A 21,967-nucleotide genomic window follows, 5' to 3' on the forward strand; every position below is an offset into this window, starting at 1 on the left:
GTCACCGCCTGTATGCGCAAATACCTGACCAGGCTCAATGCCATGAAACGTGACAACGCACCCTGGATAGCGGGTATAGCGGGAGGCGCTAAAGACAGTTGACTCCTACAATGCAGCGGGGGGCCGTTATCGGACTGGCAACGCTATCGGACGTAGCGGGGCTGCGTCACCACCGCGGATCTTCAGTGGGCCGCCGATGAAGGCGAACTCGTAGACCTTGTCGCGGGCCAGTTCGTCCAGCGCGATCAGCTCGATGATCGGTGCGCCTTGCTGGGCCAGCAGGTAGGTGTGCAGCGGGACGTAGTCGTCGGCCACTTCCGAGGGGAAGGTCTCGAAGCTGAGGTTGTCGGCGCCCACGATCATCGCGCCGCCGTCCTCGACCAGGAAGCGTGCGGCATCCAGGCCCATGCCCGGTGGGTTGGCCATATAGGCCTTGGGCTGGTTGAACAGCTGCATGCGTCCGGTGCGGATCAGCACGATGTCGCCTTGCTGCAGGCTGACCTTCTGCCGGCGCAGTGCATCCTGCAGGTCCTGGCGGGTGACGCGGTAGCTGTCGGGCAGCATGTCCACGCCCTTGGCGCCGGCGACGTCGATCAGGATGCCGCGGGCAACCAGCGGTGGGAACTTCTCGATGCCGGTGACCTTCCAGCCGCGATCACCGAGGTGTTTGCTGGCCTCGAAGCCGTTCCAGATCTTGCCGTGGATGCCGAAGTGATTGAGTGCGTCGATATGCGTGCCGGTGTGGCTGTACATCGAGAATGCGGTGCCGGTGTAGCTGCGGGTGATGTTCATTGTTTCGCCCACGCCCATCGGGTCATCGATCACCGTGCCTTGCGGCGTGTGGGTCATCCAGAACTGGTAATGCGGATCGCCGGCGTCTTGCCAGCTCGGCATGCCGACGTAGTAATCGGTGGCCAGGTCGTAGACCTTGCCGCCATTTACCCGCGACAGGATCGCCGCGCGTGATGCCTCGGTGATCAGGTTGAGCCGGCCGATCTCGTCGTTCGGGCCCCAGGGGCTGACGCCGACCTGCTGGCCGGAGGGGAGTGGTACGGCCGTCGTGGACGGATGGGCCGCCGATGGCAGTGCGGTGGCGGCCAGCAGCAGGCCGAGTGCAGTGGTGAGGTTGCGAATATTCATCGGGGAAAGCTCTGTGCGGGGGACGACGCGATGGCGTCGCAACAGGCACGCGGTGGCGTGCACGGGTCTCCGTTTTGCAGCAGGGCCGCCGGGCGCAATGCGTCGGCTGTCGGTCGCGTTGCTGGTAAGGGCAGCGCGCCGACATCAGGCCCGGCTCAGCGGGAGAACGCAGCTTAGGTAGCTGCCGCAGCGCGAAACAGCGCTTGCCGGGCAGGTCAGTATTCGCTGGGCGTCAGCAATCCAGGCCGGCGCAGCGCGGCAGGGCGTCGTGCAGGAAGTCGATGAAGGCGCGCACCTTGGGCTGCAGGTGGCGTTGGGTCGGGTAGACCGCGTAGACGATGCGCTGCGGGTAGTGATGATCCGGCAGCACCTGCTGCAGCTGGCCGCTGGCCAAGGCGGGCGCTGCCAGGAAGGAAGGCAGCGCGCCGATGCCGGTGCCGGCCACCAGCAACTCGCGCAGCAGCAGGCTGTTGTTGGCGCTGACGCGGGTCGGCTGGGTTACCGTCACCTGCCCATCGGGGCCGTGCAGCGGCCAGCTGCCGGGCGAATCGGACAGGCTGTAGGCCAGCAATGCGTGCTCGCCCAGCTGTGCAACCGTGGTCGGCGCTGGATGCTGTTGAAGATAGGCGGGCGCAGCGCACAGCACCTGCTGCAAGGAGGCCAGGCGGCGTGCGACCAGGCTGGAGTCGTGCAACTCGGCGCGTATCCGTAGCGAGACATCGAAGCCTTCGCCGACGGCGTCCACCACCCGGTCTTCCATCACCAGATCCAATGCCAGCTGCGGATGCTCGGCCAGGAACCGTGGCAGCAACGGCGACAGCGTGCTCAACGCGAACGACAGTGGTGCATTGACCCGCAGCCGTCCGCTGACCTCGCCGCTTTGCTGGGCGATGCCGCGCTCCAGTGCATCCAGCTCATCGAGCAGGCGGCAGCACTCCAGATAATAGGCCTGGCCGGTATCGGTCAGGCTCATGCGGCGGGTGGTCCGCTGCAGCAGCACCACGCCCAGATGCGCTTCCAGCGTACGCAGCTGCTTGCTCAAGCCCGCCGCCGACATACCAAGGTCTTCGGCCGCACGCGCCAGGCTGGCCCGCTCGACAATCCGCCGGAAGGCACGCATCAGGTTGAAGGAATCCACGGCAAGCCTCACGACAGAACGCGCACAGGGTAAAGAAAACCGGGGTCAGAGTCAGGTTCTTGTAGCTGCCATGAGGAATGCGGCGCGATGCTGCCTCCCTATTTGGTTCATCGCCGTTGCGGGGGCGTGGCTGGACCGAGAGTCATGCACGCGCTCCTCCGCTCCAGCCGTGTATAAGCCGTAGGCTCCGCCGACATCGGTGTTCCGGCTGCCGTGCTTCGGGGACCATCTCCGGTGGCGAGCATCAAGGAGTCCTTATGACGGTCAAGCGCATGGACAACGTGGGTATCGTGGTCGAGAACCTGGATGCCGCCATTGAGTTCTTCGTTGAACTGGGGCTGGTGCTTGAGGGGCGCATGCCAATCGAGGGGGAATGGGCTGGCCGCGTTACCGGCCTACGCGACCAGCGTGTCGAGATCGCAATGATGCGTACGCCCGATGGCCACAGCAGGCTGGAGCTCTCCAGGTTCGATGCCCCGGCGATTGCATCCGATCATCGTGGGGCGCCGGTGAATTCCCTGGGCTACCTGCGCGTCATGTTCGCGGTGGAGGATATCGATGACACGCTTGAACGGCTCAAGAAGCTGGGAGCATCGGTGGTCGATGAGGTGGTCAACTACGAGAACACCTATCGACTGTGCTACCTCCGTGGTGTTGAAGGCATCCTGATCGGGCTTGCCCAAGAGCTGGGGCAACGGGTAGCAGAGTGAGCGTCGCGTGTTGGTGGGAGGGGCCTGCGCCTTCCAGTTCGTGTCAGCAATCAGCAGGCTCCAGCTCATCAGGCAACGACGACCTCCCGCCGAACGAAGCAACCGTTAAGCCGAGGTAATATGGCCGCGCCGTTTGCTTGACGGCGGGTTTGAGCGCTGTGACTATCCGCTTGTTCATCATGGCTACCAAGGTTCCACCATGTCTGGCTTGCTCGGCGGGTTGATTGAAGGCGTTGTGGATGTTGTTACAGATATCTGGCTGTTGCGCAGGCAGCGTTCGGGCAGAGGTCGCCCGGCAAACGCCGTTGCCAGGGATGCGACGGATATCGTGGTGTTCAATCTATGGGCGCTACTGTTGTCTGCCATCGCATTGGCCTGCTTTTCGGCGATGTTCTTTGTCATGAAGCTGCCGCTGTGGATCAGCCTGGCACCGGTGGCTGCGGTGATTGCCTATCTCGTATACCGGTGGTTTGTGCTGGTACGCGCTGAGTAGCGCACGTGCAAAGCAGATCGGCGCCGCGGTTGGGCGTGGAGTTTTCCGTCCGGTCAGACATTGGATGCTGCGTCTGATCATGGCGAGCAGCAGCTCGCGAAGAGTGGGATGTTGCGGTTCCCGGATCCATGGAATACAGCATGTCGTCCTTCCTGTTGAGCGGTTTGAATCCCGCACTGTTCGTCGAGCTTTTCCAGCTTGATGATGCTGCGCTTGATGCGCGGAACATCGCTCGTGTCATTGCTACTGGGGCATCAGGATTCCCCTGCCGGGTCAGCCTTGCTGATGCGACGGTGGGGGAGGAACTGTTGCTGCTTTCCTTCCAGCACCAACCGGCGGATTCGCCGTACCGGGCGAGTGGGCCGATTTTTGTCCGGCGCGGTGTGGCCCGTGCGGAACTGCAGGTCAATGAGGTGCCGTCGCAGGTGCAGCGTCGGCTGATGTCGTTGCGGGCGTACAGCGTGGAGGATCGGATCACGTTTGCCGAAGTCTGCGATGGAAGAAACGTTGGCGAGTGGCTGCACGATGTATTCGATGATGCTGCTGTGGCTTATGTGCATCTGCATTTTGCACGTTATGGTTGTTTTGCGTGCCGGGCGGACCGGGTGTCGTGAACCCGGCTGTTGTTTGTAGAAGCGGCGTCAGCCGCGAAGCAGATGGTTCGTCAGGTTGCGGGTGTTTGCGCGATCTGTAGGTGCGGTGGTTTCGCGGCTTACGCCGCTCCTACAGGGTGGCTGTTGGATTGCCTGGAAGGCTTCTGCCGAGCATGGCTCGGCACTACCGCGCTGGGCTTGCTTGATTTACATCAAGGTGGGCATTGCCTTGGCGGCGCATGGTTGCTCTCCTGGAGTGGAGAGTTCTGCGATGGCAAAGCCATTTCCGTTGAATCCAAAACATCCTGAGCGGATCTGCTGGGGCTGCGACAAATATTGCGCGACCGATGCGCTGGCCTGCGGCAATGGTTCCGGCCGCACGCAGCATCCGGCGGAGCTGCAGGGGGAGGATTGGTATTTGGCTTGGGGCATAGCGCCGGAGCCGGGTAAGCCGGGGCGGGCAGCGCTGGAGAAATTGTAGGAGCGGCATGAGCCGCGAAGCTGGGAATCAATCAGGTTCTCGGCCTGTTTGTCACTTCAGTGGTGTTGGCTTCGCGGCTGACGCCGCTCCTGATCGGCGGGATTGCTTGGAAGGCCCCTGCCGAGCATGGCTCGGCACTACCTGGGGATTTTTCTGAATGGTGGCTGTCGCTGGCGGGGGGAGGCTTGATCGCGGCGCTGACCGGCCCCATTACCGGTGAACAGTATTCCGGAGGCCGTATGGACCCCAGTCAGAACCCGAACGTGTTTCATGCCACCACCATCTGCTGCGTGCGTCGCGGCGAGCATGTGGCGATTGCTGGCGATGGTCAGGTCACCCTGGGCCATACGGTGATGAAGGGCAATGCGCGCAAGGTGCGCCGGCTTGGCCGCGATGGCCAAGTGCTGGCGGGTTTTGCCGGCGCAGCTGCTGATGCCTTCACCTTGTTCGAACTGTTTGAAGCCAAGCTTGAGAAGCATGGCCAGTTGACCCGCGCTGCGGTGGAGCTGGCCAAGGATTGGCGTACTGATCGCCGCTACGGCAAGCTCGAAGCGCTGCTGGCCGTGGCCGACCGCGAAACCTCGCTGATCATCAGCGGCACCGGCGATGTGATCGAACCGGAAGACGGCATCATCGCGATTGGCTCGGGCGGTTCCTACGCGCTCAGTGCAGCGCGGGCACTGCTCAAACACACCGATCTGGATGCACGTGGCGTGGCCACCGAGGCGATCAACATCGCCGGCGGTATCTGCATCTACACCAACACCAACGTCGTGGTGGAAGAGCTCTGAGCTCTTCGGCCATCAAGCGCGAGTACCCCATGAGCCACAAGATCGAAGTTTCCTCCGCCACCATGACCCCGCGCGAGATCGTGCAGGAGCTGGATCGTCATATCGTCGGCCAGCACGACGCCAAGCGCGCGGTCGCCATTGCGCTGCGTAACCGCTGGCGCCGCATGCAGTTGCCGACCGAGCTGCGCAACGAGGTGATGCCCAAGAACATCCTGATGATCGGCCCGACCGGCGTCGGCAAGACCGAGATCGCACGTCGCTTGGCCACGCTGGCCAATGCGCCGTTCGTCAAGGTCGAAGCCACGCGTTTCACCGAGGTCGGCTACGTCGGCAAGGACGTGGAGCAGATCATCCGTGATCTGGCCGATACCGCCGTCAAGTTGTACCGCGAGCAGGCCAAGGTGCGCGTGCGCACCCAGGCCGAAGAGAAGGCCGAAGACCGCATTCTTGATGCCTTGCTGCCACGTCGCAGCGTTGGCATTGGCTTTGATCCGGAGGCTGCACGCAACGAGCCGTCGGCTGCCGATAATGAAACCCGTATCAAGTTCCGCCGCATGCTGCGCGCGGGCGAGCTGGATGAACGCGAGATCGAGCTGGACGTTTCTGCCAACGTCAGCATGGACATCATGACCCCGCCGGGCATGGAAGAAATGGGTCAGCAGCTGAAGTCCATGTTCGCCAACCTTGGCACTGCAAAGTCGAACAAGCGCACGCTGAGCATCAAGGCCGCGCGTCCGCTGCTGATCGAGGAAGAAGCCGGCAAGCTGGTCAACGAAGACGATATCCGCACGGCTGCGATTGAAGCCTGCGAGCAGCATGGCATCGTGTTCATCGATGAGATCGACAAGGTGGCCAAGCGTAGCGACGCCGGTTCGTCGGGTGGTGATGTGTCGCGCGAAGGCGTGCAGCGCGATCTGCTGCCGCTGGTGGAAGGCTCCAATGTGTCGACCAAGTACGGCACGGTAAAGACCGACCACATCCTGTTTATTGCCTCCGGCGCGTTCCATCTGGCCAAGCCGAGCGATCTGATTCCCGAGCTGCAGGGTCGTTTCCCGATCCGCGTGGAATTGGGTGCGCTGAGCAAGAATGATTTCGTGCGGATTTTGACTGAGCCGAAGGCGGCGCTGACCAAGCAGTACGAAGCCTTGTTGGCGACGGAAGGCGTCAAGGTCAACTTTACTGCCGAGGCAGTGGACCGTTTGGCGGAGATTGCGTTCCAGGTCAACGAGCGGCAGGAGAATATTGGTGCGCGCCGTTTGCATACCGTGTTGGAACGCTTGCTGGATTCGTTGAGCTATGAGGCGCCGGATCGTGATGGCGACAGCATCGCGATCGACCCGGCGTATGTGGACAAGCACCTGGGTGAGCTGGTGAAGGACCCGGATCTGAGTCGCTATATCTTGTGATTGTTGGGTTGGGTTGGTGAGAAGCGGCGGCACTTTGGTGTCGCCGTTTTTCTTGCGTGGGCTATGGCGGTTGGCATTGCGGGTAATGCCCCTGCCGAGCACGGCTCGGCACTGCCGGAGCTGCGCTTAGCCCTCCCTTTGCCGCAGGCAAGGGGAGGGTTGGGAGGGGGGCTTTTGCCTTCGCTTGCTTCGCGGCTTATGGCCCGAGGCCACCCAGCGCCGCTCCCACAAGATCGCCGCGGCGCTGCAAGGTTGCTCGGTAAGGCCTCTGCCGAGCATGGCTCGGCACTACATGGCTGGCTTAGTCTTCGTCTGGTGGTGGTAGCGGCGAAGGATCTGAGCCGGGCTCGAATACGCCGGGTTTTACGTAGTGCGCCATCAGCGCGTCCAGCATCTCACGGCTGTCGCGCTCCAGATCGAACTGGGTAGGCTCCAGCATGGCGCTGTACAGCACGCCGGTCAGGCCTGCGTGCAGGATGCGTGCGCTGGTGGCGGTGTTGACGCCATCGCGCAGTTGGCCCAGCTCGCGCGCGCGTTCAAAGGCGCGGCGGAAAATCGCCATTTCCTCTTCGACGCTGTCGTGCTGCAGTTGCTGCATCGCCACGCTCTCAGCGGACAGGTCGTTGCGCAGCATGATCTCCATCATCTCGCGCAGTCGTGGATCGTTGGCCAACTCACTCAAGGACACAAGCATGGCCGAGCGCAGGTCCAGGATCGGCGTGTTGCGCAGCGGTGAGTAGGTCTGGCGCAGGCGCTTGATGAACGGCACGCGCTCGCGGTTGATCATCGCTTCCAGCACTTCGGTCTTGTTCTTGAAGTGCCAGTACACCGCGCCACGGGAGACGCCCGCGCGCTCGCCTATCGCTGCCAGCGAGCTGCCTGCAACGCCGAGTTCATGGAAGCAGGCCAGCGCCGCATCCAGGATGCTTTCGCGCGTGGCTGCTGCCTCTTCTTTGGTCTTTCTGGCCATTGCTCTATGCAAATGCTGGATGAAACCGACCTGAATTGTACCCGTTTACAAACATCCGTGTATGTATGTATATTTCCGCTGCTTGCTCTGCAGGATGGCCGTGATGTGTGCGGTGGTGGCGGTTGCCACCGATGTACCCGTAACGTATGTGGTACGGAAGGATATGCCCGGGCGTATCTCATGTTCCGCCCGATCCTCGAGCGCCACTTTTCCCCATTGAGCTCCTCTCCCATGCCTGCTATCAGTCGCTACCGTCTCGTCGCGCTTTCCCTCGCACTATCCGTCGCGCTCGTTGCCTGCAAGGGCGGCGGGGAGCAGCCGCAGCAGGGTGGGCCGGGTCAGGTCACCGTGGTCACGCTGAAGCCGGAAACGGTCACCTTGACCCGTGAACTGGCCGGCCGTGCAAACGGTTACCAGGTTGCCGAAGTGCGCCCGCAGGTCAGCGGTATCGTCGCCAAGCGCCTGTTCACCGAAGGCAGCGTGGTCAAGGCTGGCGATCCGCTGTATCAGTTGGATGACGCCGCCTACCGTGCCCAGGCCAACAGCGCCCGCGCGCAGCTGGCACGTGCCGAAGCCAGTGCCAATGCAGCGCGTCTGGCCGCGCGCCGCAGCAGCGAGCTGGTCAAGTCGCGGGTGATCAGCGTGCAGGACGACGAGAACGCACAGGCCGCGTGGAAGCAGGCAGAGGCGGACGTGCTTGCCGCCCGCGCATCGCTGGATGCGGCCAACGTGACGCTGGGCTATGCCCGCATCACCGCGCCGATCAGCGGCCAGATCGGCAAGTCCTCGGTTACCCAGGGCGCGCTGGTCAGCGCCGGCCAGGCTGAGCCGCTGGCCACCATCAACCAGCTCGATCCGATCTATATCGACGTCACCCAGTCCTCGGCCGAGCTGCTGCAGCTGCGCCGCGAACTGGCCGCCGGTCGCCTGGAAGGCGCCTCGGAACTGCCGGTCGATATCGTGCTGGAAGACGGCAGCACCTTTGCCCACAAGGGCAAGCTGGAGTTCTCCGAAGTCAGCGTTGACCCCGCCACCGGCAGCTACCTGATGCGCGTGCGCGTGGACAACCCGGACCAGGTGTTGATGCCGGGCATGTTCGTGCGTGCGGTGCTGGGCAGTGGTGTGCGCCCGAATGCGTTGCTGGTGCCGATGCAGGGCATCGCGCGTGATCCCAAGGGCGATACCTCGGCGATGGTGGTCGATGCCGAAGGCAAGGTTGCCGTTCGCCCGGTCAAGGTCAGCCGCACCATTGGTGACAAGTGGCTGGTCGAGGATGGTCTGAAGGCCGGCGACAAGGTCATTGTCGAAGGACTGCAGAAGATCGGCCCGGGAATGCCGGTGCAGGCCACCGAGAAGGGTGCCGAAGCCGCCAAGCCAGCCGCCGCGCCTGCCGCGGCGCCGGCTGAAAAGCAGTAAGCGGAGAACTACATGGCACGCTTCTTTATCGACAGGCCCATCTTTGCGTGGGTCATCGCCATCATCATCATGCTTGCCGGCGCGCTGGCAATGCTCAAGCTGCCGATCTCGATGTATCCCGAGGTCGCGCCGCCTGCGGTGTCCATTTCCGCCAGCTACCCGGGTGCGTCGGCCAAGGTGGTCGAGGACTCGGTGACGCAGATCATCGAGCAGAACATGAAGGGCCTGGACGGCCTGATGTACTTCTCCTCCAACAGCTCCTCCAACGGCCAGGCCAGCATCACCCTGACCTTCGAGAGCGGTACCAATTCCGACATCGCCCAGGTGCAGGTGCAGAACAAGCTGCAGCTGGCGATGCCGCTGTTGCCGCAGGAAGTGCAGCGCCAGGGCATCAACGTTGCCAAGTCCAGCTCGGGCTTCCTCAACGTGCTGGGCTTCGTGTCCGAAGACGGCAGCATGGATGAGAACGATATCTCCGACTACGTCGGTTCCAATGTCGTCGATCCGCTGAGCCGCGTGCCGGGCGTGGGTTCGATCCAGGTGTTCGGTGGCAAGTACGCCATGCGCATCTGGCTGGACCCGACCAAGCTGCAGACCTACAAGGTCTCGGTTGACGAGGTCACCGCTTCGGTCAGGGCACAGAACGCGCAGGTTGCCGTGGGTCAGTTGGGTGGTGCACCGGCGGTCAAGGGCCAGCAGCTCAATGCCACCATCAATGCGCAGGACCGCCTGCAGACGCCGGAGCAGTTCCGCAACATCGTGATCCGCACCGAGAGTGACGGCTCCACCTTGAAGCTGGGTGATGTCGCCCGCGTCGAACTGGGCGCGGAAACCTACGACTTCGTCACCCGTTACAACGGCAAGCCGGCCTCCGGCCTGGCCATCACCCTGGCTACCGGTGCCAACGCGCTGGAAACCGCCGAGGGGGTGAGCAAGACTCTGGACGAGCTGAAGGCCAACTTCCCGGCCGGCATGACCGCGGTGATCCCGTACGACACCACGCCGTTCGTGAAGGTGTCGATCAAGGGCGTGGTCAAGACCCTGCTGGAAGCGATCGTGCTGGTGTTCGTGGTGATGTATCTGTTCCTGCAGAACTTCCGCGCCACCCTGATCCCGACCATCGCCGTGCCGGTGGTGTTGCTGGGTACCTTCGGCATCCTGGCGGTGCTGGGTTTCTCCATCAACATGCTGACCATGTTCGCGATGGTGCTGGCGATCGGTCTATTGGTCGATGACGCCATCGTGGTGGTGGAGAACGTCGAGCGCATCATGTCCGAGGAAGGACTGTCGCCGCTGGAAGCCACCCGCAAGTCGATGAGCCAGATCACCGGCGCACTGGTCGGTATCGGCCTGGTGTTGTCGGCGGTGTTCGTGCCGATGGCCTTCATGAGTGGCTCCACCGGCGTCATCTACCGGCAGTTCTCGGCGACCATCGTGTCGGCGATGGCTTTGTCGGTGCTGGTCGCCATCGTGCTGACTCCGGCGCTGTGCGCCACCATGCTCAAGCCGCTGAAGAAGGGCGAGCACCACGTTGCCCACAAGGGTATCTCGGGCCGTTTCTTCAACTGGTTCAACAACGGCTTTGACCGCACCAGTGGCACCTACCAGCGTGGCGTGCGCGGCATCCTGCATCGCCCGGGCCGTTTCATGGCGGTGTTCCTGGCGCTGGCGGTGGTGATGGGCCTGCTGTTCGCGCGCCTGCCCAGCTCGTTCCTGCCCAATGAAGACCAAGGCATCCTGATGGCGCTGGTCAACGCACCGGTTGGCGCTACCCAGGAACGTACCCTGGAGTCGATCTACAAGCTGGAAGACCACTTCCTGAAGAACGAGAAGGACGCGGTCGAGTCGGTGTTCTCGGTGCAGGGTTTCAGCTTCTCCGGCATGGGCCAGAACTCGGGCATGGCCTTCGTCAAGCTCAAGGACTGGAGCGAGCGCAGTGCCGACCAGGGCGTTGGCCCGATCACCGGGCGCGCGATGGCCGCCCTTGGCCAGATCAAGGACGCCTTCATCTTCGCCTTCCCGCCGCCGGCCATGCCGGAGCTGGGTATCGCCTCGGGTTACACCTTCTTCCTGAAGGACAACTCCGGGCAGGGTCATGATGCGCTGGTCAATGCACGTAACCAGTTGTTGGGCATGGCCGGCGAAAGCAAGCTGCTGGCCAACGTGCGCCCGAACGGCCTGGACGACACCCCGCAGCTGCGTCTGGACATCGACGTGGCCAAGGCCGGTGCGCACGGTCTGTCGCTGGACACCATCAACAGCACGCTGGCCACCGCCTGGGGTTCGAGCTACGTCGATGACTTCATCGACCGTGGCCGCGTCAAGCGCGTCTACGTGCAGGCCGATGATGCCTTCCGCATGAACCCGGAAGACTTCAACCTTTGGACGGTGAAGAACACGTCCGGCGAGATGGTGCCGTTCTCGGCCTTCGCCAGCCAGCGCTGGGATTACGGCTCGCCGCGCCTTGAGCGCTACAACGGCGTCTCCGCACTGGAAATCCAGGGCGAAGCCGCACCGGGCGTAGCCTCGGGTGATGCGATGCTGGAAGTGGAAAAGCTGGCCAAGCAGTTGCCGGCCGGTTTCAGCATCGAGTGGACCGCCGTGTCCTACCAGGAACGCGAGGCCGGTTCGCAGACGCCGCTGCTGTACACGCTGTCGCTGCTGATCGTGTTCCTGTGCCTGGCTGCACTGTATGAAAGCTGGAGCGTGCCGACTGCGGTGCTGATGGTTGCGCCGCTGGGTATCCTCGGTGCAGTGCTTGCAAACACCATGCGCGGCATGGAGCGTGACGTGTACTTCCAGGTGGCAATGTTGACCACCGTGGGTTTGACCTCGAAGAACGCGATCCTGATCGTCGAGTTCGCCAAGGAGCATCTGGAGAAGGGTTCGGGTGTGATCGAAGCGACGATGCACGCGGTCCGCGACCGTCTGCGTCCGATCATCATGACCTCGCTGGCCTTCGGCCTGGGTGTGTTGCCGCTGGCAATCGCCTCCGGTGCAGGTTCCGGTGCACAGCGCGCCATTGGTACCGGCGTGCTGGGCGGCATGGTGGTGGGCACCTTGCTCGGCCTGTTCTTCATCCCGCTGTTCTTCGTGGTGGTGCAGCGCTTGTTCAACCGCAAGCAGCTGGCTAAGAACGGCGACCTGCCGCAGCAGTAAGCGGGCAGGGCAGTTGCAAGCAAAAGGCGCCGAAAGGCGCCTTTTGTTTTTTCAGCCCCTCTCCCGCCTGCGGGGTGAAAGAGGGGCGTCTACAAACCATCGGTTTGTGCCCCTGTTGAACGAACTTGCGCCAGCGCATGGGCCGGGGCGCGGAGCGGGGGTTAGGGTTAGGGCAGCTCCGGGCCTGGAAAACCCGAAAGCCAACCCCTCCCCAACCCTCCCCTTTGCTGCGCAAAAGGGAGGGGGCTGGAAGCGAGGCAAAAAAAAACCGGGCCAGGCCCGGTTTTTCTATGCTTCGGTAACCGCCAGCTCCAGTAACTGAGCCTTCTCAACCGCGCCCAGACCTTGGGCGAATACCGCAAGGCGGTTGCAGAGCTCGGCCTGATGTTCCGGATATGCCGCTACCAGTTCACGTTGAACCTGTTGGTAGGCATCCCAGAACGGGGCCGAGCAGCGATGTTGTGCGTACTGCTGTCGCAATTGCTCCCCAGCACGCTGGAGGGATTGGCGACTGCTGTGTTGGATGGGCGTTGTATACATCGCTTCACCTCGATGGCAGTGCCCCTGTACCCCGAGCATACCGCTGTTTATCTTACGATCTGGCTACAGCGTCTTATTTCCTGATGAGATTAATAGGGATTTGTTCAGATAACGTCACGTTACTCGCCGATATCTTCATTCCAGACGTCCGGGTTCTCGGCGATATAGCGGCCCATCATCTCGATGCAGCTGGCGTCATTGAGGTCGATGACGTTCACGCCGTTCTCGCGCAGCCAGTCGATCCCACCCGGGAAATTGACCGATTCACCCACCACCACGGTGCCGATATTGAACTGGCGTACCAGCCCGCTGCAGTACCAACACGGGGCCAGGGTGGTGACCATGATGGTGTTGCGGTAGCCGCGCTGACGGCCGGCCTTGCGGAAGGCGTCGGTTTCGCCATGGATCGACGGGTCGCCTTCCTGGATGCGGCGGTTATGGCCGCAGCCGAGCAGGCGGCCATCGTTGTGGTACAGCGCTGCGCCAATCGGAATGCCGCCTTCGGCCAGGCCCTGGCGGGCCTCGGCGATAGCGGTTTCAAGCAGGGCGCGGTAGTCCGGGGTGGTGATCATGCAAGGTCCTTGTGGTGCTGTGGTGATCATCATAGCGGCCGGATTCAGCCTGCTGGCGCCGCAATCGGGCTGTCGGTGCGATAATCGCAGGCATGAGCGAATCCCCCTACAAGACCGGCACCACCCACTTCGGCTTCCGCGATGTACCGGCCAAGGACAAGCAGAAGCTTGTCGGCCAGGTGTTCACCTCCGTGGCCGACAACTACGACGTGATGAACGACCTGATGAGCCTGGGTATTCATCGGCTGTGGAAGCGCTACTTCGTAGCCACCGCGCAGGTGAAGCCGGGCGACCGCGTGCTGGATCTGGCCGGCGGTACCGGTGATATCGCGGTGCTGCTGAAGGAGCGCATCGGCGCCGAAGGCAGCGTGGTGCTGGGGGACATCAACGCCGGCATGCTGTCGGTGGGTCGCGACCGTCTGACCAACCGCGGCCAGGTCTCGGGCTTCGAGTGGGTGCAGCTCAATGCAGAGGCGCTGCCGTTCCCGGACCAGAGCTTCGATCTGGTGACGATCTCCTTCGGCCTGCGCAACGTGACCGACAAGGAAGCCGCGCTGCGCGAGATGTACCGCGTGCTGAAGGTGGGCGGGCAGGCGCGCGTGCTGGAATTCTCGGAAGTGACGGTGGATTGGTTCAAGCCGATCTACGATTTCCACTCGTTCAAGGTGCTGCCGAAGCTGGGCAAGCTGTTTGCGCGTGGTGATGCTGACAGCTACCAGTATCTGGCCGAGAGCATCCGCAAGCACCCGCCGCAGGAAGAGCTGAAGGCGATGATGACGGAGGCGGGTTTTGGCCGCTGTCATTACAAGAACCTGAGCGCGGGGATTGTTTCGATTCATTCGGGTTACAAGCTTTGAGGCTTGCTTGCTGGGTGTGTTGAGAAAAAGGCGGCCATTGGCCGCCTTTTTTGCATGTGGGACGGTGCTGTTGGTTTTGTCTTTTGCGGGTAAAGCGCCTGCCGAGCTTGGCTCGGCACTACGACTCTGCCCCCTCCCTTTGGCCGCAGGCCAAGGGGAGGGTTGGGGAGGGGTTGGCTTTTCAGCTTTTGCCTTGGCCCTTCTCCCGCTTGCGGGAGAAGGGTTGGGATGAGGGGCGCCTTTGATCTTGCCGGCAAGGCCCCTGCCGAGCATGACTCGGCACTACAGGGGCGCGCTCGCTGAAGCCCTCCCTTTGCCGAAGGCAAGGGGAGGGTTGGGAGGGGTGCTTTTGCTCTGCTCTTGGTCGGGATGATGACGCAATGCGAAGAGCGATCCCCGCCTTCGCGGGAATGACGATAGCGGGAATTTTCCGGGCCCGGACCTTGCCGCAACCGTCGCTTGCCGCACTGCCGCATCCATCAAAGCCTTTCAGGTTTAAAATCAACGGTTATCCCCTGAACCGGTTCCAGATCAATGCGTTCTTCGTTCCTGATGCTGCCCCTGGCCGTGGCGCTTGTCGCCGGCTGTGCCAAAGAACCCGCAGCCCCCACCGTCGACCCCGTCGCCCAGAAGCCCGCCGCCGCCGTGAATACCGTCAGCCGCAGCCACGATGAAAGCTCCTACGCTGAACCCGAAAAGGTCGTCATCAAGGACGTGGCGCTGGACCTGAAGGTCGACTTCGACGCCAAGCAGATCGGTGGCACCGCCACCTACACGCTGGAGTGGAAGGACAAGGCTGCCAAGCAGCTGCTGCTCGACACTCGCGAGTTGAGCGTGGAGAAGGTCGAGGCCCTCGCCGCCGATGGCGCTGCTACACCGCTGCAGTTCGTGCTGGCGCCGGCCGACAAGGTGTTCGGCAGCAAGCTGAGCATCGAAACCCCGGCCCAGCCGACCTCGGTGCGCATCACCTACCACACCGCGCCGACCGCTTCCGGCCTGCAGTGGCTGGAGCCGTCGATGACCGAGGGCAAGAAGCTGCCCTTCATGTTCAGCCAGTCGCAGGCGATCCACGCCCGTTCCTGGGTGCCGTTGCAGGACACCCCGAGCGTCCGCTTCACCTATAGCGCGCACGTCACCAGCCGCCCGGACGTAATGGTGCTGATGAGCGCCGACAACGATCCCAAGGCCGCACGCGATGGCGATTACGCCTTCAAGATGCCGCAGCCGATTCCGTCCTACCTGCTGGCCATCGCTGCTGGCGACCTGGTATTCGAACCGATCTCCGAGCGTTCCGGCGTGTGGGCCGAGCCGACCATGGTCAACAAGGCCGTCAAGGAATTCGAAGACACCGAGAAGATGATCGGTGCCGCCGAGAACCTGTATGGCGAATACCGTTGGGGCCGTTACGACATGCTGGTGCTGCCGCCGTCGTTCCCGTTCGGTGGCATGGAAAACCCGCGCCTGACCTTCGCTACCCCGACCGTCATCGTTGGCGACAAGTCGCTGGTGTCGCTGGTCGCGCACGAACTGGCGCATAGCTGGTCCGGCAACCTGGTGACCAACGCCAGCTGGAAGGACATCTGGCTCAACGAAGGTTTCACCACCTACGTGCAAGGCCGCATCACCGAGGCGCTGTACGGTGCCGAGATGGCCGAGATGGAGCGCGAGATCGACCAGACCGATCTGCTCAACGAAGTGAAGGACATGAGCCCGGCCGACCAGGCGCTGGCACTGCCGCCGCTCAACGAGCGTGACCCGGACGATGCGCTGAGCCAGGTGGCTTACGTCAAGGGCGCGTGGTTCCTGCAGTTCCTGGAGCAGCGTTTTGGTCGTGCGGTGTTTGATCCGTTCCTGCGTGGCTGGTTCGACGACCATGCCTTCCAGAGCGCCAACACCGACCAGTTCGTCGAGTACATGAAGAAGAACCTGCTGCCGAAGAATCCGACGGCGGTCACCGATGCCGAGCTGAAGGCATGGCTGGAAGAGCCGGGCATCCCGGCGTTCGCCACCAAGGCCCGTTCGCGCAACTTCGCCGTGGTCGACACCGCACGCATCGCCTTCCTGGGCAGCGACGCATTGCCGAACAGCCAGGTGACCCGCGAGTGGAACACCCAGGAATGGGTGCGCTTCATCGATGGCATGGGTGAGAAGCTGCCGGTCGAGAAGCTGGCCCAGCTGGACAAGGGTTACCACTTCACCGGTACCCCGAACGGCGAAATCGCGATGCGTTGGTACCCGCTGGCAATCCGCAGCGGCTACACCGATGCACAGGCTGCCGCCGGTGAGTTCATCCAGAAGGTTGGCCGTCGCAAGCTGGTGCTGCCGATCTACGCTGAACTGCTGAAGACGCCGGAAGGTCTGGCGTTTGCCAAGGAAGTGTTCGCCAAGGCCAAGCCGGGCTACCACCCGATCACCACCGCCTCGGTGGAAGCAATGATCGCCAAGGCTGAAGCTGCACCGAAGCAGGAAGCTGCGCCGAAGCAGTAATCGGCCAGGAAGAGAAACAAGACAACGGCGGGCGCAAGCCCGTCGTTGTTGTTTGTGCTGTTTTTGGTTTGCTTTGCTTTGCTGTTGCCTCTATGCCGTCATCCTCGCGAAGGCGGGGATCGCTCTACGCTTTGGCTTTTGATCTAAGCCAAAGCAGAAGCAAGAGCAGAGGCAAGAGCGATGACCCGACATTCGTCGGTTAAAAACCCCGCCTTCGCGGGAATGACGGCATCCAGGGCAAAGTCCAAAGTCCAAAAGCCAAAACCAAAACCAAAACCAAAACCAAGAGCCAAAACCAAGAGCCAAAACCAAGAGCCTTTAGTTCCCAGCGTTCCCCGCAACAACCGGCAAACCGTTCAACACGGTCTTATCAATCTTCGCCGCCACACCAACACTGCGACCAGCAAGATTGACCACGCTGTACTGCACCGCCACGCCCAGCACCTGGGTAGCCTGCGACATATCCAGACCATAGGACTGACGCAGCCACTGCAGCATCCCCGAGGTTGCCAAACGCAGCGCATCGTCGCTGGAGCCGCCTTGCCCCAAGGTCATGATCTGCGTCGGCGATTCCACGCGCGGCGTGGCGATGGACTGCTTCTTTATCAACTCAACTTTCAACACCACATCCAGTGATGTCTCCAGCGCCCATTGGCTGGTTTCGCCATCACCCTGCAGTGCATGGCCATCACCGAGATACAGCAATGCGCCGGGCTGCTGCACCTCCAGGTAAACGGTGTTGCCCTGGACCACGGCGTTGAAATCCATATTGCCGCCGAAGTCGCTGGCGTCGCCGGTGGAGAACGGGGGATAGCCAAAACCGGGAGCGACAGCGAGGCCGCCGAGCATCGGCTTGACCGGGATCTCAAAATTCTTCAATGCGCCGCTGGCTCCCTGTGGCCGCGCCATGCCGCGCGCGCGATCCAGTTCCCAGCGCACCGGCTTGCCCAGCGTCGCGGTCTCGGTGGCGATGCGTGGCGTCTTCAAGCGGCCGACGATGCCGTCGAGGCTGTCGGCGTAGTCGCGGTTGAGTTTGAGTGAGCTGATGGTGATCGCCAGCGTGTCGCCGGGCTCGGCACCGGCGACGAAGAACGGCCCGCCCTGTGGATTGCCGAACAGGGCGCGGGTGATGCCGTGCTCGTCGACACCACCGGAATCCAGGGTTTTGGTCCGCACCGAATCGCCAGGCCAGATCACCAGCGCCGGCGCGCGGTCGGCGCTGAAGGTATTGGAGTAATCGCTGGGCGTGAAGTCGTGCAGGCGCGGTGCGTTGTCCGGCCGTACCGGCACCCGCCAGGCGCTGAAATCATGTGCTGCACGCGCGCTGCGGTTATTGGTGTCCGGCTCGTCGCTGCGGCCCTGCATGCGGCTGCCATCGATGCGTCCGTCGTAGTGATAGACCTGGCCGTCATTGCCGGTTGCAGTGAACTTCAGTTGCGCCCCGTTCAAGCTGCCGCTGATCGGGTCGCCGCCCAATGTTCCGCTGACCCGCGTGCCTTGCACGTCCAGATTCAAGGTCTGCTGGGCGGTGTTGCCCCATAGATCGGTGGCCAGGATCCATTGATCGGCGGCGAGGGCACTGAGCGGGAGTACGGACAACAACAGCGAAGACCATTTCAGGGAAGTGCGCACGTTGCGTGTGTCTGCGAAGGGCCCGAGGGGCGTGTTCGCGGAGTGTACGAATGGCTGCCTTGCCGTCGCAGTGTCAAAGGTAACTACACCTGTAGTCATTCCGGTCGTTCGTACAGCCGGGCGATGATCCCTGCGGCAGGCTGCCGGAGTGGCTCGGCGCCGTACTCAGGGCGTGGCGCGCACAGCCAGGAACATGTCCACGCAGTCGTGCATCACCCGTTGCTGCGCGCTGGCGTCCAAGGGCGCGGCACCCATCGCGATCTGCGGCCAGAACGCGAACGCCTTGACCATGCCCTGCAGCTGGTGGGCGGCGTCGGCCGGGGCGATGTCGTCGCGCAGGCGGCCATCGGCCTGGGCGGCGCGGATCCAGGTGGTCAGGCCTTCTTCCTTCTCGGCCAGCTTGTCCATCATCACCCGTGCTCGTTCCGGCGCATGCACCAGTTCGGCCATGGCCACCCGCGACAGGTCGATGAAGCTGGCGTCGCTGAGCAGGCGCAGCTTCTGCGCGACGAAGGCCAGCAACTGCTCGCGCAATGGCCGGGCCGGATCGTAGGCGAGCGTGTCCAGCGATTGGCTGGCTTCCCACAGCTGCCAGAGGATGGCGGTGAACAGCTCGTCCTTGCTGGCGAAGTGGTTGTAGACCGTGCGCTTGGACACATCGGCGGTGGCGGCGACGCGGTCCATGCTGGTGCCGGCAAAGCCCAGCTCGCGGAACTCGGCCACCGCCGCACGCAGGATGGCCTCACGTTTGCGGTCGGTCAGGCGGAGAGGGCGCTTGGAGTCGGTCATTCATCCATTTTACACCGTTCAGTTTACTTTCCTTGAAATGGAAGTAGACTCGCCAGTGTACTTTTGACGGCAAGCCCAGCCATGAAGCGTCGCCTGCCTCGTTTCCTCCTTCCCATTACGGTGCTGATTGCCATGTCCATTGGCCTGCTGACCTGCGGTGCACATCCGGCCGCTTCCTACGACCAGTCGCCGCAATATGGCGAGGGGCGCTTCCACAATGTGGCCAAGCAGGCGCCGCTCGGCTTCGTGCGTGGTGCCAAGGTGTGGTGGCGGTTCCTGTTCGACAAGCCGGCTGACGCGACCCCGCAGGTGGCGATCCCGGTGCATGCCTTGACCCGGCAGGTGCTGCTGGACGCGCCCGACGACAGCCTGTGGCGGCTCGGTCATTCGACCATGCTGATGAAGCTGGATGGTCACTTCTGGTTGACCGATCCGGTGTTCTCCGAGCGCGTGTCGCCGTTCTCATTCATGGGGCCGAAGCGCTTTCACGCGCCGCCGCTGTCGATCGACGAGTTGCCCGAGATCACCGGCGTCATCATCTCGCATGACCACTACGATCATCTCGACCACGATGCAGTGTTGGCGCTGGCACCGAAAGTGCGGCACTTCGTGACTGCGTTGGGCGTGGGTGATCGTCTGCTGGCCTGGGGTGTGCCGCAGGAAAAGATCATCCAGCTGGATTGGTGGCAGGAAACGCGGGTGGAAGGCTTGAAGATCGCAGCCACGCCAGCACAGCATTTCTCCGGTCGCGGTTTGTCCGATGGCAACCGCACCCTGTGGGCATCGTGGGTGATCGATAGCGGTCGCACGCGGATCTTCTTCAGTGGTGATAGCGGTTACTTCGATGGCTTTGCGAAGATCGGTGAGCGCTACGGCCCGTTTGATCTGGCGATGGTCGAGACTGGTGCCTACGACGCCGATTGGCCGGGCGTGCACATGCAACCGGAGCAGAGCCTGCAGGCGCATCTGGATGTGCGCGGCAAGGTGATGATGCCGATCCATAACGGCACGTTTGATCTGGCCTTGCATCCCTGGACCGAGCCGTTCGAGCGGATCACCGCACTGGCGGCGGAGCAGGGGGTGGTGCTGACTGCGCCGCAGATGGGAGAACGTTTGGATATCCGTGCGCCGGCGCCTTCTACGCATTGGTGGCGGGTTGGCGGGGAATGATGGTTGCGGTTGCGTTTAATGCCGTCATTCCCGCGTGGGTGGGAATGACGGCATAAGAGCCAAAGCCAAAGCGACTCCCGATTCCCCAACATGCTCTAAAGTGAACCCCATCGCGCGCCCGTACCGCGCCACGTTCACCGGAGCTGTTTGATGAAACCCCTGATCCTCGGCGCCCTCTGCGTCTTCGCCCTGGCCGCCTGCAGCAACCCGGAGGCCGAGCGCCAGCAACAAGAAGCTGCAGCTGCACAGGAGCGCGCCAAGCGCGAAGCCGACGCCGAAGGTATCGGCAAGCTCTACGACACTGCAGTTACCGCTGCCGATTGGGAAAAAGCGCGCATCCACGGCGCCGCCTTGCTCGATCAGTTCCCCGATTCGGAAACCGCCAAGCGCATCGAGCCGGGCTTTGCCGAGGTTCGGGAGAAGGCCACTGTCGCCAGCGAGCTGCGTCGCATGCAGGCCTTGTGGAGCTACAACCAGGTGCCGGTCAAGGGTGGCACCCAGCGCTCGGCGGCAATCCTCAGCAAGGATCGCGTGGAAGTGGACAGCACCGGCCCCAAGCAGGTGAATCTGGTGTTCCGCGATCACCCGGAGTGGAAGCGCCACGCCTATCTGGTGCTGCAATCCAGTGACTTCGCCAAGGCCTGCTACCGCGGCTGCCAGGTCAAGGTCAGCGTCGATGGGGCACCGGCTCGCAACATGGCCGCGCATCGCCCGGATACCGATGAGGCCATTGCCATGTTTATCGATGACAACCGCGGCTTATGGCGGCAGGCACGCAAGGCCAAGGTCATCGAGATCGAGTTCCCGGTGTTGGCTGGTGGCACCCGCAAGGCGGTGTTCGAGGTTGGCGGGCTGGATGGCAGTCAGATGCCGAACTGGGATTGATGCCCGTGCTCGTTGATGTGGCGGGGCGTTGCGACGTCGCCGCCAGTCGTCACTGGGTGTTCGACATGGACGGCACCCTGACCGAGCCGGTGCATGATTTCGAATTGATCCGGCGCGAGCTGCGGATTCCATCCGGCGCGGACATTCTTGAGCATCTGGCCAGCCTGCCGGCGCAGCAGGCGGCAGACAGTCATGCCTGGCTGATGCAGCACGAGCGTGAGTTAGCCGAAGCATCGGTTGCTGCGCCAGGTGCGGTGGCCTTGATCCGCGCGCTGCATGCCGATGGGTGCCGCTTGGGCATCCTCACCCGCAATGCGCGTGAGCTGGCCGGAGTGACCCTAGCGGCGATTGGCGTGGCGGAGTGTTTTGCTGTCGATGAAATCATCGGCCGCTGGGAAGTGGAGCCCAAGCCGTCACCGGCGGGGCTGCAGTTCTTTGCCGAGCGTTGGAATGTGGCGCCGGCTGCGATGCGCATGGTCGGTGATCATTACTACGATCTGGCCACCGCGAAAGCTGCTGGCGTGCCGGGCATCCTGATCAATGTGCCGGATGATCCGTGGCCGGGCATGGCGCACTGGCAGCTGCGGGATTGTGCGCAGTTGCTGCAGCAGTGGCAGGCCGCAGGCGGTTTGTAGGAGTCAACTGTCTTTAGCGCCTCCCGCTATACCCGCTATCCAGGGTGCGTTGTCACGTTTCATGGCATTGAGCCTGGTCAGGTATTTGCGCATACAGGCGGTG

General features: G+C 62.8%; 20 protein-coding genes. 13 read left to right on the forward strand and 7 right to left on the reverse strand.

Translation table 11 applies throughout. The features are described 5' to 3' along the window. Positions 1–126: 126 nt before the first annotated feature. Positions 127–1,140, reverse strand: coding sequence for a cyclase family protein (locus ACVOK8_RS16340; RefSeq protein ID WP_481567744.1), 1,014 nt, complete (start codon positions 1,138–1,140; stop codon positions 127–129). Between the two features lie 232 nt (positions 1,141–1,372). Continuing rightward, positions 1,373–2,278: a LysR family transcriptional regulator gene (locus ACVOK8_RS16345; RefSeq protein WP_481567745.1), complete on the reverse strand. Its 906-nt coding sequence runs from the start codon at positions 2,276–2,278 to the stop codon at positions 1,373–1,375. Between the two features lie 257 nt (positions 2,279–2,535). Between ACVOK8_RS16345 and ACVOK8_RS16350 the strand changes: the two genes are divergently transcribed. From ACVOK8_RS16350 to hslU, 6 genes are all read left to right on the forward strand, one after another. Further along, on the forward strand, positions 2,536–2,988 hold the full coding sequence (locus tag ACVOK8_RS16350) for a VOC family protein (RefSeq protein ID WP_481567746.1): 453 nt from the start codon (positions 2,536–2,538) through the stop codon (positions 2,986–2,988). Between the two features lie 199 nt (positions 2,989–3,187). Then, positions 3,188–3,481, forward strand: coding sequence for a hypothetical protein (locus ACVOK8_RS16355; RefSeq protein WP_481567747.1), 294 nt, complete (start codon positions 3,188–3,190; stop codon positions 3,479–3,481). Positions 3,482–3,621: 140 nt separating this feature from the next. Further along, entirely contained in the window at positions 3,622–4,095 is a 474-nt protein-coding gene (locus ACVOK8_RS16360) for a DUF1203 domain-containing protein (protein ID WP_481567748.1), read from the forward strand. A 181-nt stretch (positions 4,096–4,276) separates the two neighbouring features. Beyond that, a complete protein-coding gene (locus ACVOK8_RS16365; protein ID WP_481567749.1) occupies positions 4,277–4,555 on the forward strand; it encodes a DUF3079 domain-containing protein in 279 nt (92 codons plus the stop codon). Between the two features lie 239 nt (positions 4,556–4,794). Next, positions 4,795–5,346 (forward strand): ATP-dependent protease subunit HslV, encoded by a 552-nt coding sequence (gene hslV / locus ACVOK8_RS16370; protein WP_055772387.1) that lies wholly within the window; start codon positions 4,795–4,797, stop codon positions 5,344–5,346. Positions 5,347–5,375: 29 nt separating this feature from the next. Continuing rightward, positions 5,376–6,752, forward strand: a complete 1,377-nt coding sequence (hslU, locus tag ACVOK8_RS16375) for an ATP-dependent protease ATPase subunit HslU (RefSeq protein ID WP_481567750.1) — start codon at positions 5,376–5,378, stop codon at positions 6,750–6,752. A gap of 301 nt (positions 6,753–7,053) precedes the next feature. Here hslU and ACVOK8_RS16380 read toward each other — a convergent pair whose 3' ends face one another. Beyond that, positions 7,054–7,722: a TetR family transcriptional regulator gene (locus tag ACVOK8_RS16380; protein WP_481567751.1), complete on the reverse strand. Its 669-nt coding sequence runs from the start codon at positions 7,720–7,722 to the stop codon at positions 7,054–7,056. A 231-nt stretch (positions 7,723–7,953) separates the two neighbouring features. Between ACVOK8_RS16380 and ACVOK8_RS16385 the strand changes: the two genes are divergently transcribed. Both ACVOK8_RS16385 and smeE read left to right on the forward strand, forming a co-directional pair. After that, positions 7,954–9,138 (forward strand): efflux RND transporter periplasmic adaptor subunit, encoded by a 1,185-nt coding sequence (locus ACVOK8_RS16385; RefSeq protein ID WP_481567752.1) that lies wholly within the window; start codon positions 7,954–7,956, stop codon positions 9,136–9,138. 12 nt (positions 9,139–9,150) lie between these two features. Further along, a complete protein-coding gene (gene smeE / locus ACVOK8_RS16390) occupies positions 9,151–12,297 on the forward strand; it encodes a multidrug efflux RND transporter permease subunit SmeE (RefSeq protein WP_481567753.1) in 3,147 nt (1,048 codons plus the stop codon). Between the two features lie 659 nt (positions 12,298–12,956). Here smeE and ACVOK8_RS16395 read toward each other — a convergent pair. Further along, on the reverse strand, positions 12,957–13,409 hold the full coding sequence (locus ACVOK8_RS16395) for a nucleoside deaminase (RefSeq protein WP_481567754.1): 453 nt from the start codon (positions 13,407–13,409) through the stop codon (positions 12,957–12,959). 92 nt (positions 13,410–13,501) lie between these two features. Here ACVOK8_RS16395 and ubiE point away from each other — a divergent pair, with 92 nt between their 5' ends. Both ubiE and ACVOK8_RS16405 read left to right on the forward strand, forming a co-directional pair. After that, the gene (gene ubiE / locus ACVOK8_RS16400) at positions 13,502–14,266 is read left to right on the forward strand and encodes a bifunctional demethylmenaquinone methyltransferase/2-methoxy-6-polyprenyl-1,4-benzoquinol methylase UbiE (protein WP_346496869.1); all 765 of its coding nucleotides are present in this window, start codon (positions 13,502–13,504) and stop codon (positions 14,264–14,266) included. Between the two features lie 534 nt (positions 14,267–14,800). Next, positions 14,801–16,753, forward strand: coding sequence for a M1 family metallopeptidase (locus ACVOK8_RS16405; protein ID WP_481567755.1), 1,953 nt, complete (start codon positions 14,801–14,803; stop codon positions 16,751–16,753). Between the two features lie 143 nt (positions 16,754–16,896). Here ACVOK8_RS16405 and ACVOK8_RS16410 read toward each other — a convergent pair whose 3' ends face one another. The 3 genes from ACVOK8_RS16410 to ACVOK8_RS16420 all read right to left on the reverse strand — a co-directional run bounded on the left by ACVOK8_RS16410 (position 16,897) and on the right by ACVOK8_RS16420 (position 19,174). After that, positions 16,897–17,052, reverse strand: coding sequence for a hypothetical protein (locus ACVOK8_RS16410; RefSeq protein WP_481567756.1), 156 nt, complete (start codon positions 17,050–17,052; stop codon positions 16,897–16,899). 19 nt (positions 17,053–17,071) lie between these two features. After that, the gene (locus ACVOK8_RS16415) at positions 17,072–18,385 is read right to left on the reverse strand and encodes an acetamidase/formamidase family protein (protein ID WP_481567757.1); all 1,314 of its coding nucleotides are present in this window, start codon (positions 18,383–18,385) and stop codon (positions 17,072–17,074) included. Positions 18,386–18,550: 165 nt separating this feature from the next. Further along, positions 18,551–19,174, reverse strand: coding sequence for a TetR/AcrR family transcriptional regulator (locus ACVOK8_RS16420; protein ID WP_481567758.1), 624 nt, complete (start codon positions 19,172–19,174; stop codon positions 18,551–18,553). A gap of 81 nt (positions 19,175–19,255) precedes the next feature. On the opposite strand from ACVOK8_RS16420, the gene ACVOK8_RS16425 reads away from it, so the two are divergent. From ACVOK8_RS16425 to ACVOK8_RS16435, 3 genes are all read left to right on the forward strand, one after another. Then, a complete protein-coding gene (locus tag ACVOK8_RS16425; RefSeq protein WP_481567759.1) occupies positions 19,256–20,344 on the forward strand; it encodes an MBL fold metallo-hydrolase in 1,089 nt (362 codons plus the stop codon). A gap of 150 nt (positions 20,345–20,494) precedes the next feature. Continuing rightward, positions 20,495–21,229 carry a hypothetical protein gene (locus tag ACVOK8_RS16430; protein ID WP_481567760.1) on the forward strand — a complete coding sequence of 245 codons (735 nt, stop codon included), beginning with the start codon at positions 20,495–20,497 and terminating at the stop codon, positions 21,227–21,229. Then, entirely contained in the window at positions 21,229–21,864 is a 636-nt protein-coding gene (locus ACVOK8_RS16435; protein ID WP_481567761.1) for an HAD family hydrolase, read from the forward strand. The genes ACVOK8_RS16430 and ACVOK8_RS16435 overlap by 1 nt, the downstream gene beginning before the upstream one ends. The last annotated feature ends 103 nt before the right edge of the window (positions 21,865–21,967 follow it).

The organism is Stenotrophomonas sp. STEN083 (genome assembly GCF_056759195.1).